The 15,697-nt window shown below is 49.4% G+C and carries 13 protein-coding genes; 10 read left to right on the top strand and 3 right to left on the bottom strand.

Annotation, left to right across the window (positions count from 1 at the left end; translation table 11 throughout):
* The first annotated feature begins 12 nt into the window (after positions 1-12).
* The 6 genes from ccoN to NT239_00635 all read left to right on the top strand — a co-directional run bounded on the left by ccoN (position 13) and on the right by NT239_00635 (position 5,227).
* Positions 13-1,434, top strand: a complete 1,422-nt coding sequence (gene ccoN, locus NT239_00660; GenBank protein XGA71385.1) for a cytochrome-c oxidase, cbb3-type subunit I — start codon at positions 13-15, stop codon at positions 1,432-1,434.
* A 19-nt stretch (positions 1,435-1,453) separates the two neighbouring features.
* Positions 1,454-2,068 (top strand): cytochrome-c oxidase, cbb3-type subunit II, encoded by a 615-nt coding sequence (ccoO, locus tag NT239_00655; protein ID XGA71384.1) that lies wholly within the window; start codon positions 1,454-1,456, stop codon positions 2,066-2,068.
* Positions 2,069-2,073: 5 nt separating this feature from the next.
* The gene (locus NT239_00650) at positions 2,074-2,241 is read left to right on the top strand and encodes a cbb3-type cytochrome c oxidase subunit 3 (protein ID XGA71383.1); all 168 of its coding nucleotides are present in this window, start codon (positions 2,074-2,076) and stop codon (positions 2,239-2,241) included.
* A gap of 22 nt (positions 2,242-2,263) precedes the next feature.
* A complete protein-coding gene (gene ccoP / locus NT239_00645) occupies positions 2,264-3,175 on the top strand; it encodes a cytochrome-c oxidase, cbb3-type subunit III (protein ID XGA71382.1) in 912 nt (303 codons plus the stop codon).
* Between the two features lie 109 nt (positions 3,176-3,284).
* On the top strand, positions 3,285-4,730 hold the full coding sequence (gene ccoG / locus NT239_00640; GenBank protein ID XGA71381.1) for a cytochrome c oxidase accessory protein CcoG: 1,446 nt from the start codon (positions 3,285-3,287) through the stop codon (positions 4,728-4,730).
* Entirely contained in the window at positions 4,730-5,227 is a 498-nt protein-coding gene (locus NT239_00635; protein XGA71380.1) for a FixH family protein, read from the top strand. The genes ccoG and NT239_00635 overlap by 1 nt, the downstream gene beginning before the upstream one ends.
* A 49-nt stretch (positions 5,228-5,276) precedes the next feature.
* On the opposite strand, the gene NT239_00630 is transcribed toward NT239_00635, so the two are convergent.
* On the bottom strand, positions 5,277-5,462 hold the full coding sequence (locus tag NT239_00630; protein ID XGA71379.1) for a putative motility protein: 186 nt from the start codon (positions 5,460-5,462) through the stop codon (positions 5,277-5,279).
* Between the two features lie 107 nt (positions 5,463-5,569).
* On the opposite strand from NT239_00630, the gene dnaE reads away from it, so the two are divergent.
* Positions 5,570-9,010, top strand: a complete 3,441-nt coding sequence (dnaE, locus tag NT239_00625; GenBank protein ID XGA71378.1) for a DNA polymerase III subunit alpha — start codon at positions 5,570-5,572, stop codon at positions 9,008-9,010.
* A gap of 36 nt (positions 9,011-9,046) precedes the next feature.
* Here the strand turns inward: dnaE and NT239_00620 are convergent, their stop codons facing one another.
* Entirely contained in the window at positions 9,047-11,440 is a 2,394-nt protein-coding gene (locus tag NT239_00620; GenBank protein ID XGA71377.1) for an EAL domain-containing protein, read from the bottom strand.
* Between the two features lie 313 nt (positions 11,441-11,753).
* On the opposite strand from NT239_00620, the gene NT239_00615 reads away from it, so the two are divergent.
* The 3 genes from NT239_00615 to NT239_00605 are packed head-to-tail and all read left to right on the top strand — an operon-like array spanning position 11,754 to position 14,597.
* Positions 11,754-14,117 (top strand): heavy metal translocating P-type ATPase, encoded by a 2,364-nt coding sequence (locus NT239_00615; GenBank protein ID XGA71376.1) that lies wholly within the window; start codon positions 11,754-11,756, stop codon positions 14,115-14,117.
* Between the two features lie 2 nt (positions 14,118-14,119).
* A complete protein-coding gene (locus tag NT239_00610; protein XGA71375.1) occupies positions 14,120-14,329 on the top strand; it encodes a cation transporter in 210 nt (69 codons plus the stop codon).
* Positions 14,313-14,597 carry a metal-sensitive transcriptional regulator gene (locus tag NT239_00605; GenBank protein XGA71374.1) on the top strand — a complete coding sequence of 95 codons (285 nt, stop codon included), beginning with the start codon at positions 14,313-14,315 and terminating at the stop codon, positions 14,595-14,597. The genes NT239_00610 and NT239_00605 overlap by 17 nt, the downstream gene beginning before the upstream one ends.
* Before the next feature lie 95 nt (positions 14,598-14,692).
* Here NT239_00605 and bioB read toward each other — a convergent pair whose 3' ends face one another.
* Positions 14,693-15,679 carry a biotin synthase BioB gene (bioB, locus tag NT239_00600; GenBank protein XGA71373.1) on the bottom strand — a complete coding sequence of 329 codons (987 nt, stop codon included), beginning with the start codon at positions 15,677-15,679 and terminating at the stop codon, positions 14,693-14,695.
* Positions 15,680-15,697: the final 18 nt, after the last annotated feature.

The following is a 15,697-nucleotide window of genomic DNA, read 5'->3' as shown; positions in this document are numbered from 1 at the left end:
CGGAGCGCTGTAATGGAAAACCAAGGCACCTATAATTACAAAGTGGTGCGGCAATTTGCCATCATGACGGTCGTCTGGGGCATTGTCGGCATGCTGGTTGGCGTAATTTGCGCCGCCCAGATGTACTGGCCAGAACTCAACATCGGGCCATACCTACACTTTGGTCGTCTACGTCCACTTCACACCAATGCGGTTATTTTTGCATTTGGTGGTTGTGCACTGTTCGCCACTTCCTACTATGTTGTTCAACGTACCTGTAATGTACGTCTCATTAGCGACAAACTCGCTGCATTCACCTTCTGGGGTTGGCAGCTGGTTATCGTTCTTGCTGCAATCACTCTGCCATTGGGCTACACCAGCGGTAAAGAGTACGCAGAGTTGGAATGGCCAATCGACATTTTGATCACCTTGGTTTGGGTTACCTACGCCATTGTCTTCTTCGGCACACTCGCTATTCGTAAAGTTAAACACATTTACGTAGCCAACTGGTTCTACGGTGCCTTCATTTTGGCAGTTGCACTACTACACTTGGTAAACAGCGCAGCAATGCCTGTAACCGCGTTCAAATCATACTCAGCCTACTCTGGCGCGGTTGATGCAATGGTGCAATGGTGGTACGGCCATAATGCAGTTGGTTTCTTCTTGACCGCCGCATTCTTGGGCATGATGTACTACTTCATCCCGAAACAAGCTGGCCGCCCTGTTTACTCATATCGCCTGTCAGTTGTTCACTTCTGGGCGCTGATTTTCACTTATATGTGGGCAGGCCCTCACCACTTGCACTACACCGCACTACCTGATTGGACTCAATCATTGGGTATGGTGTTCTCGCTGATTCTGTTAGCACCAAGCTGGGGCGGCATGATCAACGGCATCATGACCTTGTCTGGCGCATGGCACAAACTACGCACTGACCCTATCTTGAAATTCATGGTAACTGCACTGTCGTTCTACGGCATGTCTACATTTGAAGGCCCGATGATGGCCATCAAATCGGTTAACGCCTTGAGCCACTACACAGACTGGACAGTGGGTCACGTTCACTCAGGTGCTTTGGGTTGGGTTGCAATGATCTCAATCGGTTCGATTTACTACCTGATCCCACGTCTGTTCGGTCGTGAGCAAATGTGGTCGGTTAAGTTGATCGAAGTCCACTTCTGGATGGCAACACTGGGCGTTGTACTGTACATCGCTTCTATGTGGATCTCGGGTGTGACTCAAGGCCTAATGTGGCGCGCGATCAATGCTGACGGCACATTAACTTACGCCTTTATCGACGCCGTTAAAGCTTCGTATCCGTACTACTTCATCCGCTTCTTGGGCGGCCTGGTGTACCTATTGGGCATGATTTTGATGATGTACAACGTACTGCGCACTGTATTTGACGGCAAAGCTGTCGATGCAAAAATCCCAGCCGTTGCGTCTCACGCTTGATTAGGGAAGGAAAATAACAATGAATAAAATTCAGAAACTAATCGAGGAAAATGTAGCAGCCCTCATCATCATGACACTGATCACCATCAGTATCGCGATGTTGGTTGAAATTCTACCCTTGATGTTCAGTAAATCTGTAACCCAGCCGATCGCAGGCGTAAAACCATACAGTGCTTTACGTCTTGAAGGTCGTGATGTTTACATTCGTGAAGGCTGCTACAACTGCCACTCACAAATGATCCGTCCTTTCCGTTCAGAAACAGAGCGTTATGGCCACTATTCTGTAGCAGGCGAATCGGTTTACGATCATCCATTCCAATGGGGTTCAAAGCGCACCGGCCCTGACCTAGCTCGTGTTGGCGGTCGCTATTCAGATGAGTGGCATCGCGCCCACTTAATGAATCCTCGTGACGTAGTGCCAGAATCAAACATGCCTGCATTCCCATGGCTTGCGGCCAATACCATTAACGCGGAAGTCACTCCGAAGAAAATGGAAGCCCTTCGCAAACTCGGCGTTCCTTACACTGATGCTGAAATAGCAGCTGCATCAAAAGAAGTGGAAGGTAAGACCGAAATGGAAGCAGTCATCGCCTACATGCAAGGCCTTGGTCTCGCTCTGAAAAATAAAAGGTAAGCCCAATGGATCTGCAGAACGAAGTGCGCATCATTGTGACGGTATTAGGTTTCGTATTGTTCATCGCTATTTGCGTATGGGCTTACAGCAAATCTAGCAAGAAAAACTTTGACGACGCAGCACAACAACCGTTCCTCGACGATGACCTTCCATCGTCGGGCAAGCAGTCCTAATCGGCTAACGGAGAAATAGAGAATGACAGACTTTACTAGCAGTTTCTGGGGCTACTTTATTGCCACAGTGTCAATTTTGGGCATTGTTTTCTGTGCGTACGTGCTTTTAACGCAAATGAAGGTCAAACTCAAAAAAGGCGAAAAAGCAGAAGTAACTGGCCATAAATGGGATGGCGACCTGGAAGAATACAACAACCCACTACCAGGCTGGTGGGTTGGCATGTTCGTGATGACCATCGTGTTTGCACTCGGCTATTTATGGCTTTACCCAGGTTTGGTAGCATTTGGTAACGCCAAAGGCTGGTCACAAGAAGGCCAACACAAGGAAGAAGTTGCTAAAGCTGATGCAAAATATCAGAAGCTTTACGACCAATACACCGCAATGCCTATCCCTGTGTTGGCTAAAAACCAGGAAGCCAATGAAATGGGTAAACGCCTATTTCAAACCTACTGCGTTCAGTGTCACGGCTCTGACGCCCGTGGAGCAAAAGGCTTCCCTAACCTAACCGACAGCGACTGGCTATACGGTGGCTCACCAGAGAAAATCGAAGAAACTCTGAAAAAAGGTCGTCACGGTCAAATGCCAGCATTTGGTGCTGCGTTTGGTGAAGAGAAAGTACGTGACGTAGCAAACTATGTCTTGAAAATTTCTGGCCAGACCAACTTTAATGATGTTCGTGCAAGTCGCGGTGCAGAGACTTTCAAACAAGTTTGCGTTGCTTGCCATGGCGTTGAAGGTAAAGGCAACCAAGATATTGGCGCGCCAAACCTGACAGATAAAGTTTGGCTCTACGGTTCGTCTGAAGCAACGATCGTTGAAACCATCACCAATGGTCGTGATAACGTGATGCCAGCTTGGAAAGAGTTCCTAGGCGACGGCAAAGTACATCTGCTATCTGCCTATGTATACAGCTTAAGCCAAGACAAGAAATAAGCACAACAACTACCAATTTAATCGGGCAGGTTTTCCTGCCCGTTTTTACTTGCAGAACCTTGATCAAACAGACCCACTATTTGCTGAATGTTCTGAGCGGAGTGTAAAAATGAGCAAAAAACTCAAAGACATCCCAGTCAACGTTGTCGAAGTTAAAGACAATGGCGAAATCGAAGAAGTGTTACTTTACGCCGCACATAAAAAAATCTACCCACGCTGGATTAATGGCTTTTGGAATAAATGGCGAATTTTTTTCGTGATTGCCACTCAGCTATTCTTTTACGGCATGCCATGGCTGCAAATTAACGAGCGCCAAGCCCTGTTATTTGACCTTGTTCAGCGCAAGTTTTATATCTTCGGTTTTGTGTTCTTGCCGCAAGATTTTATCTACCTCACCGCCCTACTCTTACTCTCTGCGTTTGGCCTATTTGCTTGGACAACGATAGGTGGCAGGCTTTGGTGTGGTTACGCCTGTCCGCAGACGGTCTACACCGAAATATTCTTATGGATAGAAAAGTGGGTTGAAGGCGATCGAGCAGCACGGATCAAACTGGATAACGCCCCCATTAGCGCCAGAAAAGCCAGACTGAAAGCGAGCAAGCACAGCCTTTGGATCATTTTCTCTCTATGGACAGGCTTCACTTTTGTTGGCTACTTCACGCCTATTCGCGAACTCTGGGCCGAGCTATTGATTCTCGGCATTACAGGCACAGAAGCATTCTGGATTTTGTTCTACGGCTTTGCGACCTATGGCAATGCTGGCTGGCTTCGCGAGCAAGTTTGTAAATACATGTGCCCTTACGCACGATTCCAGAGTGCCATGTTCGACGCGGATACCTTGATTATTAGCTACGACAAAGAACGTGGGGAAAATCGCGGTACGCGTAAAAAAGGGTCGAATTACAAAGCTGCAGGTCTTGGCGACTGCATTGACTGTTCAATCTGCGTGCAAGTCTGCCCTGTCGGCATCGACATTCGTAACGGCTTGCAATACGAATGCATTGGCTGCGCCGCCTGTATTGACGCCTGCGACGAAGTGATGGATAAAATGCAATATCCCCGCGGCCTGATTCGCTACACCACCGAAAACGCTCTGGAACATAAATACCCAGAAAAAGACATACATAAACAACTAAAACGCCCGCGCGTACTGATGTATGCACTGTTGCTGAGCATTATTTTAGGCGTTACGGTGTATTCCTTGATTAATCGCCAACCGATTAAAGTCAATATCGAACGCGACCGTGTAGCACTGGTACGTGAAGTTGAGGATGGCTGGCTAGAGAACACCTATCGCGTGCAGATTCAAAATGCTAGCGAAAAAGCGCACACCTATGTAATTAGCGCCGATGGTTTGCCGACCATGAAAGTCGTGGCAGAAGGAAAAGGCCAATACACACTGGAACCAACCAAAACGACCGATGTCTCAGTACGCTTGCAAGTTGCGCCGACACAAGCCAAAGCAGGCAGCCACCCGATCTTTATCACGGTAAAATCGCTGGATGACCCACAAATTTTCGCTCGTGAAAAAGCGACATTTATTGGACGAGATTAATGGATTCGAAAGACAACAAACCTTGGTATAAGCACGGCTTCGTGTGGTTGATCATCTTTTTCCCCGCTTTGGCAATCATAGCGGGGATACATATGGGCTATTTGGCCTACACCAATAAAGATGGCTTGGTCAGCGACAGTTATTACAAAGATGGGCAACGCATTAATGAACGGCTAGCGCTAGACACCAAAGCGCAAAGCATAGGCATTGAAGCTCAGCTATTTTTGGGCGACGATCAGCAAAGTATTCGCGTCATCTTGAACCAAGATCTTGCTGAAAGATTGAATTTAAAGTTATCGCATCCAACCCGAGTTGGGATCGATCAAACCGTTGAATTAAAACCACAAGGCAGTAAAATGTTCGTCGGTAAACTTGCCAATCCCATTGCGCTAGAGCGTTGGCAAGTTGAGTTGGTTGACCAGAAATCAACTTGGCGCCTAGTAAAAGAATGGCAGGTATTGCTTGGTGAGCCTGTACAGCTAAGCCCTTTAAAGTAATACTCATTAAAAAGCCCATTAAACGATGGGCTTTTTAATTTGCAGCGAGCTAAACTCTTACGTCGATACTTTGCCCCAAATTCGGCGGGTTATTTGTTTGGGGCGGCTGCGGCAGTGCATTTAACAAACTCAAGGTAGTATTGGCCTGAATATCCATAGCCTTTTTCAGCATCAGCAAGGGGGCAACATCATTGGCCCCTGCATTACTCGCGGCATTGACTAAGCCTGCGTCCATAAGCCCTCCTTTTTTGATAAAGCGCTTCATCCATCATACGCGCAACTGGCCACAATTGAAGCAGTAATTACGCCACCATGAATAGGCGCAGATGTTAAAATATCGGCATGAACGCACCTTTCTTTATCCATTTACGCCTCCATTCTGAATTTTCCGTGACCGACGGTATTGTTCGCTTGGAAGATGCGGTTAAACGTGCCAAATCCGAGCAAATGCCGGCGCTTGGTGTTTCTGACCTAATGAATTTGTTTGGCATGGTCAAACATTACAAAGCCTGCCGCAACGCAGGCCTAAAACCCATTGTGGGCTTGGATGCTTGGGTAGAGAACGAAGAAGATCGCGACAAGCCGCACCGGATTTTATTGATTTGTAAAAATCGCCAAGGTTACGGCCGGCTGTGTGAATTGCTGACCGAGGCCTATAAACACAATCAACACCGCGGCCGAGCAGAACTAAAAAAACAATGGCTTACTGTAGGTGATAATAGTGGCTTGATTTGTCTCTCAGGCGCTGAATACGGCGAAATCGGTACGCACATTCTGGCCAATAATCTAGAAGCCGCCCAGCAGGCGACAATCTGGTGGTCTAATTTATTCCAGAATAATTTTTATTTAGAATTGCAGCGCACTGGCAACGCCAGCAGCGAAAAAAGCGTGCAAGGCCATCTCGACTTAGCCGAAACGCTAAATATTCCTGTCGTTGCCACGCATCCGATTCAGTTTATGAATCGGGAAGACTTTAAAGCGCACGAAGCGCGTACTTGCATTGCCGAAGGCTATGTGATGGCTGACAAGCGCCGGCCTAAGCGCTTTACTGAAGAGCAATACTTCAAATCAACGACTGAAATGCAGGCACTATTCAGTGATGTGCCCGAGGCTTTAGCCAACACGGTAGCCATTGCTCAAGGCTGTAACCTCAGCGTGGTGTTGGGCAAAAATTACCTGCCGCTTTTCCCTACGCCAGACGGCATGACGCTGGATGATTTTCTGGTGTATGAGGCCAAACGCGGCTTGGAAATGCGCCTTGCACAGCTATACCCTGACGAAGCTAAACGTGAAGCCGAGCGACCGCGCTATTATGATCGGCTCAAATTTGAGACCGACACCATTATCCAAATGGGGTTTCCTGGTTACTTCCTGATCGTTGCCGACTTTATTGCCTGGGGCAAAATCAACGGCTGCCCGGTTGGGCCGGGACGGGGTTCGGGTGCAGGCTCCTTGGTGGCGTACAGCCTTGGCATTACCGACATCGACCCAACCGCCTACGCGCTACTGTTCGAGCGCTTTTTGAATCCAGAACGCGTTTCGATGCCCGACTTCGACATCGACTTCTGCCAAGAAAACCGCTGGCGCGTCATTGAATACGTGCGTGAAAAATATGGCGCAGAGGCCGTTAGCCAGATCGCCACTTTCGGGACGATGGCCGCCAAAGCCGTCGTGCGCGACGTCGGTCGCGTACTTGATTTACCGTATATGTTCTGCGATGGCGTCTCCAAACTAATCCCCGCCGCCCCCGGCAAACAATACAGCCTCGACGATGCGGTTGAAATGGTCCCCGAGCTCGCCGAGCGGATCGAGCGCGAGGAAGAGCTACGCGAGCTATGGGATTTGGCCAAAACGTTGGAAGGCCTGACGCGTAATATCGGTATGCACGCAGGGGGGGTATTGATCGCCCCGGGACGCATTACGGACTTTTGCCCGGTATACCAAGCATCTGGCGAAGATGCCTCGCCGGTTTCTATGCTCGATAAAGACGACGTTGAACAAGTCGGCTTGGTGAAGTTTGACTTCTTGGGTCTGCGTAACTTAACAATTATCGAGTTGGCGCTGCAATACATCAAAGACCAGACTGGCGAATATCTGGACTTAATGAGCTTGGGCTTTGAAGACCAAGCCGCGTATCAAGTGTTCCGCGACGCCAACACCACTGGTGTATTCCAGGTCGAGTCGGACGGCATGAAACGGCTACTGGAAAAACTAGCACCCGACCGCTTTGAGGACATTATTGCGGTATTGGCGCTCTACCGGCCTGGTCCACTGGGCTCAGGCATGGTCGACACTTTTATTAATCGTAAAAAAGGGATTGAGCAGCCCGACTACTTCCACCCTGACCTAGAAAAATGCCTTGAGCCTACGTACGGCGTTATCGTTTACCAAGAGCAGGTCATGCAGATTTCGCAGATTATCGGCGGCTACACCTTGGGTGGCGCCGATATGCTGCGCCGCGCAATGGGTAAGAAAAAGCCAGAAGAAATGGCGAAGCACCGCGCGACGATTGCAGAAGGCGCGGCAAAAAAAGGCTACGATCCTGCCCTTGCCGAGCAGCTATTTGACTTGATGACCAAGTTTGCTGAGTACGGTTTTAACAAGTCACACACGGCCGCTTACGCAGTAGTTTCCTACCATACGGCATGGCTAAAGGCGCACCATACTGCGGCGTTCATGGCCGCTACGATGTCATCCGAGCTCGACAACACCGATCAGTTGAAAGTTTTCTACGACGACTGCATCGAGAAAAACAAGCTTGAACTATTGCCACCGGACATCAACCAAAGCTTCTATCGTTTTGTACCTGTCGGCAAACGCCAAATTCGCTACGCGCTGGGTGCGATCAAAGGCGTAGGCGAAGGCGCGGTCAATATGATCGTTGCCGAGCGTGAAAAGAACGGCCCCTTTAAAGATATTTATGACTTGTGCAGTCGCACCGACAAAAAAGAGGTCAATAAGCGCGTTCTTGAGGCCTTGATTCGCGGCGGTGCGTTTGATGCGATTGATGATCATCGCGCGCGCTTAATGGCCAATGTCGAACAAGCGATGGCGGTGGCGGATGCCGAAGCGGCAAACGCCAATCAAATTAGCCTGTTTGATATGCTCGAACCTGCCGCCGCACCGCAAATCGAGATGATCGAAGCGCCACGCTGGGACGATAAAATCAAGCTCGCCGAAGAAAAAACAGCGATTGGATTTTATTTATCTGGCCACCCATTTGACGCGCATGCCAAAGCCATTAAAGGCCTGATTAAAACTCGTCTAGATCGACTGCAGAATCAGCGCGAACCGCAGTTCATCGCCGGTATTGTGGCCGGAATGCGGGTTAAAAATGGCGAGCGTGGCCGGATGTGCTTTTTGCAACTTGACGATGGCAACGGCAAAGTCGAAGTTTCGCTCTTTTCAGACTCGTTCGAAAGCAATCGAACCAAACTGAAAGAAGATGCACTGCTCGTTATCGAAGCCAAGGTATCTGAAGATCGCTTTTCCGGTGGACAGCGCATTATTGCCGATCGCGTGTTCGATATCGCCGAAACGCGCAGCCATTTTGCGCGCGCGCTTAAACTTGCACTAGGCAGCAACAACGATGCGCAAAAACTGCAATCCTTACTCTCTGCGCACTGTGCCGATGAGGGCTGCGCCGTCGAGGTGCAATACCAAAATGAAGTGGCCAGTTGTGAAGTGCGGCTAGGTTATCAATGGCGCGTGTTGTTGCGCGATGAACTGATCGCCGATTTGAAATCGTGGCTTGGTGCGCAAGCCGTAGAAGTGAAGTTCTAATTAAAAGGCCGCATTCGCGGCCTTTATTCTTATAAATTAAATTAGTGGCTGCGGCTTACCAAAATAATAGCCCTGCGCATAGTCGACGCCTATTGTCGCCAATTCAGACAAGATTTCCTCATCCTCAACAAATTCGGCAATGGTGTGACAACCCAAACTATGGGCAATGTCATTCACGGCGATCACCATTTGGCGACTGACTTTATCCACCGCAATGTCCGTCACCAAACTGCCATCAATCTTCAGAAAATCAACGGGCAGGCTTTTTAAGTAATTAAATGATGAGAAACCGCTGCCAAAATCATCAAGCGCAAATTTACAACCACGGGTTCTCAATGTTTCAATAAATAATGATGATTCTTTTAAATTGGAAATAGCCGCCGTTTCAGTAATTTCAAAGCAAATCGTATACGCAGGCACTTGCGTTTCATCGAGCTGTTGCAGAATGAATGCCAGTGTCTGTTTATTTAATGACTTACCCGATAAATTAATCGCAATATGGGGCAGCGTTTTACCTTGTTGCTGACAACCAGCCAAGTATTTAATGCTATTTTCAACAACCCACCGATCCACTTGCGCCATCATATCGTAACGTTCTGCGGCTGGAATAAATGCACCAGGAGCAATAACTCTCCCCTGACCATCTGTGAGACGCAGAAGAATTTCCAAATGATGCACATCAGCTCCTGCCGTATTTAGCGGCATAATTGCTTGGCAATACAATTGGAATCTGTTTTGCTCAATGGCCTCTTTCAATGTTGCCAGCAGTTGCAACTCATTATGCCGGTCTTGCAGATCTTGGTCTGCACTACTGTACCAACTCAATTGATTACGTCCGGCGTCTTTCGCAGCAAAGCAAGCAACATCAGCCTGACTCATCGCCTCTTGCGGACTAACACAATTTTGATTGACGCGAACCAAACCAATACTGACCGTTACACCATGCGGCCGCCCCTGCCAAACAAACCTAAACTGAACTAAAGCATGCAGAATTCGCTCCGCAAGAACTTGCGCCTCGGCATCGGTTGCATCAGAGAGGAGTACTCCGAATTCATCTCCACCAAGTCGACCTAACACCGATCGTCCTGGCAACATCAAGCCTTGTAATAGCGACGTTACATTGCGCAGCAACTCATCCCCAGCTAGATGCCCGCAGGTATCATTGACTAACTTAAATTGGTCTAAATCAAGCAACATGAGCACTTGTGTTGCCTCTCCAGCTACCACTTGTTGATGCGCCAAATTCAGCGCAGCTTCAAAACCACGTCGGTTGGTTAGCCCTGTGAGATAGTCATGCTGAGCTTGATACGCCAATTTTTCAGTTAACGCCTGCGACTCGGTCACGTCATGCAAAACCAAGACCAGGCCAACAACATGACCATCTTGATCAGAAATAGGTGCAACAGCATACTCAACATTTAATTTTGCGCCATCACGATTTAGTAACACGGCCTTCTGACCATCGGTTGGCTTTAACGTATCTCGTGCTTTGATGAGCAATTGTTCTAGCTCATCAGGGATAAGATTCCCGCCAAGACAAAGCAATTCTGCTACTTTGCGCCCTCTTGCATCAAAACTACGCCACCCCGTCAAAGTTTCAGCCGCAGGGTTAATGAGTTTGATGTTGAAATCGCTATCCGTGGTGATAATCGCATCGGTAATCGAGATTAATGTAACTTCCGCGAGCTCTTTCTCAACATACAAAGCCCGCTGTGCTTCTTCACGTTCCTCATGACCTCGTCGAATGTTGCGTCGCATTTCGTTGATCGCATCGACTAAGGATTGCATCTCATCATTTTTGCCGCCATTGCGTTGCAACCGCAATGGCTCGGACAACTGTTGGTAATTGAAGTGGCGAGTATATTCACCAATTTGACTTAAATGCCGCGCAATAAGCCGATGATATAGCACTAGAAAGAAAATCGCAGCCGCCGCCATACCCAAACCTTGCAACAGCAGCAGTCGTAAAAATTGCGCATAAAGCCGCGACTCAACTTCACTAAGTGTGGTACTGAGTTGTAATTCTCCCAGCACAACTTGCTTATTGGTGAGTGGGTGCAAATACACCACAGGAAAACTCTCGGTCACCACATTGTGGCTACTATTTAAGGGCTGCCCCGCACTGTATTGCTGACCATCGCTTTCTATCAAAAGCGCATATTCAACGACTTTAGTTTGTAGTATTGAATTGAGTTGGCCGTGCAAAGCATCGGTATTGACCAACCATAAATTACTCGCCAGCTGTGGCGTAGTACTTTGGCCTAAGGTCTGTAAGTCATTTTTCATCTGGGTCAAACTGCGGTCATACTCCAGTTTGAGCAAATAAAACGTCATCGCCACCGTTACCACTAGACCTGCAGCAAAGACCGCAATAATCAGGTGCCAAGCCAAGCGATTTGCGCTGTAAAAACGACCGATGCGTTGAAACAAAGAAAGAAGCACTAATTCAGACCTCAAACATGGCTAAAAATAAGCTTAGACTAAGTCAGCATAATCGCTAGGCTGTAAGCCAACAAGCTTTGTATTGCCTATACCATGAGCAAAACGACACAAAAAACCCAATGTAATCAGAGCGACGAAGCTAATGTAATGCAATGCAATAACCAAGAAAGAAAGCGCCAATTAATGAAGCCTTTAGCCTAAAACACCCCTGCCGCTATATTCTTGGGTACTAATGGCAACACTCCCTCCTCCGCACAAAATACCCCTTGCGGGTATTAGGTATTGTAGCTACCATACCCCTATGGGTAATCAATTGCAGCCGCCATCTAATGAAACCCTCCTCAATATACCTATTGAGGGGATGAGCTGTGCTGCCTGCGCACAAAGGATTGAAAAGGTCCTTAATCGGTTAGAACACGTAAGTGCGGCGGTGAGTTTTGCGACTGAATCAGCACAGATTCAAGCTCCAACCTCCCGCCTATCGGATATTGAAGCCGCGATTCGCAATGCGGGCTTTAGCGTGCCGACGCAAACCTTCACTTTTGCGATTGATGGCATGACCTGCGCGGCGTGCGCCATGCGGATTGAGAAACTACTGAACAAACAGGCGGTACATAGTGCTTCGGTCAATTTTGCCACCGAAACGGCCAACATTACCGCCATAGCCGGCGTATTTACCGCACAAGATTTTCAGCAACTGATTGCCAAAGCGGGCTATCAGGCTAGCGAACACATTGAGTCCTCCCCCAAACCACGCCAAGCTCACGACTGGACTTTATGGCTCGCGATCGTTTGCACCTTGCCGTTTTTATACGAAATGGCAGCGATGCTCGCGGGCTCACACGGCGTGATTGCACCTAGCATCCAGTTCATTCTTGCTACGCTAGTACAATTTATCGCTGGAGCGCGCTTTTATCGCGGTGCTTATCTCGCGCTGCGCGGCGGCGCGGCCAATATGGATGTCCTTGTCGCCCTCGGCACCAGCGCAGCTTGGGCGTATAGCGTTTGGGCTTGCTTTAACGACATTCATACTTTGTATTTCGAAGCCAGCGCCACTGTAATCACCTTGGTGCTACTGGGTAAATGGCTAGAAGCGCGCGCCAAGCAGCGCACCGGCGCTGCGCTCAGCACTTTATTATCACTACAGCCGCAAACCGCCCGCGTATTTAAAGCAGATACGTGGCAAGAACTACCAATCGCCAGCATTCAACTCGGTGATTTAGTCCAATTGCGCGATGGCGAAACCGCGCCCATCGACGGCGAATTGATGCAAGGTCAGGTGGAAATGGATGAATCGATGCTGACCGGTGAATCGGCCAGCATCAGCAAAACCGTGGGTGAGCCGATTTTTGCCGGCACCAAAAACCTCGCCGGCAGCGGTCAAATCAAGGCCAGCGCGATTGGCAGTCAAACCCAACTCGCCGCAATTGTAAATTTGGTGAGCCAAGCCCAAGGCAGCAAAGCGCCAATTCAACAACTCGCCGATCAAATTTCGGCGATTTTTGTGCCAATTATTCTCGCCATCGCGCTCATCACTTTCACCGCTACATGGGCACTAGGCTACGGCAGCAGCGCAGCCATCATCCATGCGGTTGCGGTATTGGTAATCGCCTGCCCTTGCGCTCTTGGCCTGGCCACACCGACCGCCGTCATGGTCGGCGTTGGTTTGGGCGCACAACACGGCATTTTATTTCGCAACGCAACTGCGTTGGAGCTGGGCAGTCAGATTGATACGCTCATCGTCGACAAGACCGGTACGCTAACAATGGGCCAGCCGCAAATCATCACTACCCATTGCATTGCGCCAGAGCGCTACAGCGAACAACAAGTGCTGCAACTGGCCGCGAGCCTAGAAGCCAGCTCCCAACATCCACTAGCACATGCATTTCAAACCGCCTTGGGCACGCAAACTCTTAGCGCAGCCAGTGAAGTGACGACGGTAGCCGGCCAAGGCGTGCAAGGCTTGGTTGATGGCAAGCAGATTAAAATTGGTCGCCCAAACTGGGTGGCCAGCGAAAATGAGTTACTTGCCCAGCAAAATACCATCGCCGAGTATCTGCGTGAAGGCAATACGGTGATTGCGCTTGCCATCGATACCCAGCCAGCGGCTTTATTTGTATTGCAAGATCAAATTCGCCCCAGCAGCTGTGCCGCCATTAAATCACTGCAAAACGCCGGCATTTCGGTATTGATGCTGACGGGTGATAACGAAGCCAGCGCAGCGCGCGTTGCCAGCGAACTGGGCATACAAAACTACCAAGCACAGTGCACGCCCAGCGATAAATACCAGCAGTTATTGGCATTGCAGCAAGCTGGCAAAAAAGTCGCGATGGTGGGCGATGGCATCAATGACGCACCGGCTCTGGCCGCTGCGGACGTCAGCTTTGCAATGAAAAGTGGTGCGAGCGTTGCACTCGAAACCGCCGACATCACTCTGATGCACAACGACATTGCGCACATTAGCGCTGCGCTCGCCTTGTCGCGCGCCACCTTGAGCAAAATTCGGCAAAACCTGTTTTTCGCGTTCATCTACAACACGCTGGGCATTCCGCTGGCGGCGCTGGGCTTACTAAGCCCGGTGATTGCCGGCGCAGCAATGGCGCTGTCATCGGTATCGGTGATTAGCAATGCTTTATTACTGAAACGGTTTAAATGGCAGGACTAGTGATGGAAACCATTGAAATTGAAATCGAAGGCATGAGTTGCGGCGGCTGTACGGCCTCAGTAACGCGTGTTTTAGAAGCGGTCGCGGGGGTGCAAAGTGCCACCGTCACCTTAACCCCCGGCCAAGCACACATCGTGTTCGACGCCACGCAAACCAGTCGCGCAGAGCTGGAAACCAAGATAGAGGAAGCTGGATATGACATCAAACGTTAAGCAAGAACGCCCAAACAAAGATCAACTGGTAAAACGCCTGAACCGCATCGTCGGCCAAGTATCTGGCATTACCCGCATGATCGAAGAAGATCGCACCAGCAGCGAAGTGTTGAACCAAGTTGCCGCGGCTCGTTCTGCGCTGGACGCTTTGGGCCTGATCTTGCTCGAGCAACAAACGCAAGACTGCATCGCGCAAGCTTTGAAATCAGGCAAAGGCGACGACGCCGTTGCGCAATTGTTGCAAGTAATCAAGAAAGTTCGCGGCTAATTCATTCGCGCACCAATTAAAAACCACGCATTAGCGTGGTTTTTAATTGGGTATATTGCCGTAGCCACTATATAAAAGGGCTACAAAACAACACATCAGAGCGGCTGTAGATTAAGTTTGCGGAACAAGGCTTTATCACCCTCCACTTCTGGATTACCCGTCGTCAACAATTTATCGCCGTAGAAAATCGAATTCGCGCCAGCGAGGAAACACAAAGCCTGCATCGCTTCTGGCATTTGTTGGCGACCTGCTGACAGGCGGACAAATGATTTTGGCATCGTAATACGCGCCACCGCAATCGTGCGCACGAACTCGGTCCAATCAACTTTTTCCGAGCCATCGAGCGGCGTGCCGTCGATTTGTACTAGATTATTAATCGGCACCGAATCGGGTTGCGGGTCCAAATTCGCCAATTGCGCGACCAAACCAATACGATCAGAGCGCGTTTCGCCCAAACCAACAATGCCGCCCGAACACACGTTCAAACCCGCTTTGCGCGCTTTACCCAAGGTATCCAAGCGATCGGCGTAGCTGTGCGTGCTGACGATGTCGCTGTATTTTTCTTCCGAGGTATCCAGATTGTGGTTGTAGTAATCCAAACCCGCGTCTTTCAATTGCTCTGCCTGGCCGTCTTTAAGCATCCCGAAGGTCGCACAGGTTTCCAGACCCAAGGCTTTCACGCCCGAAATCATTTTTTTCACTTCTTCCAGATCGCGGTTTTTCGGGCCGCGCCATGCTGCGCCCATACAGAAACGTGACGAGCCATTTTCTTTGGCAATAGCTGCTGCGGCGATCACCTCATCAGCACCCATCAGTTTTTGCTCTTCTAGGCCCGTGTCGTAGCGTTTTGATTGCGAGCAATAGCCACAATCTTCCGAACAGCCGCCGGTTTTCACCGACAATAGTGTTGAGAGCTGTACGCGATTAGCGTCGAAATTTTCACGATGCACTTGCTGCGCTTTAAACAACAAATCGTTAAATGGCAGATCGAACAAGGCTTGCACCGCATCAGCCGACCATAGCTCTTGCTCTGGATGCGGGGTATGGCGCTTAAATTCAATAGTTTGAGTCGAACAAGACATACAGCGAAAAGCCTTTTT

The sequence above is a fragment of the Chitinibacter sp. SCUT-21 genome (assembly GCA_041874755.1).
Lineage (GTDB): Bacteria > Pseudomonadota > Gammaproteobacteria > Burkholderiales > Chitinibacteraceae > Chitinibacter.
This window is presented reverse-complemented; position numbering and strand designations above follow the sequence as displayed.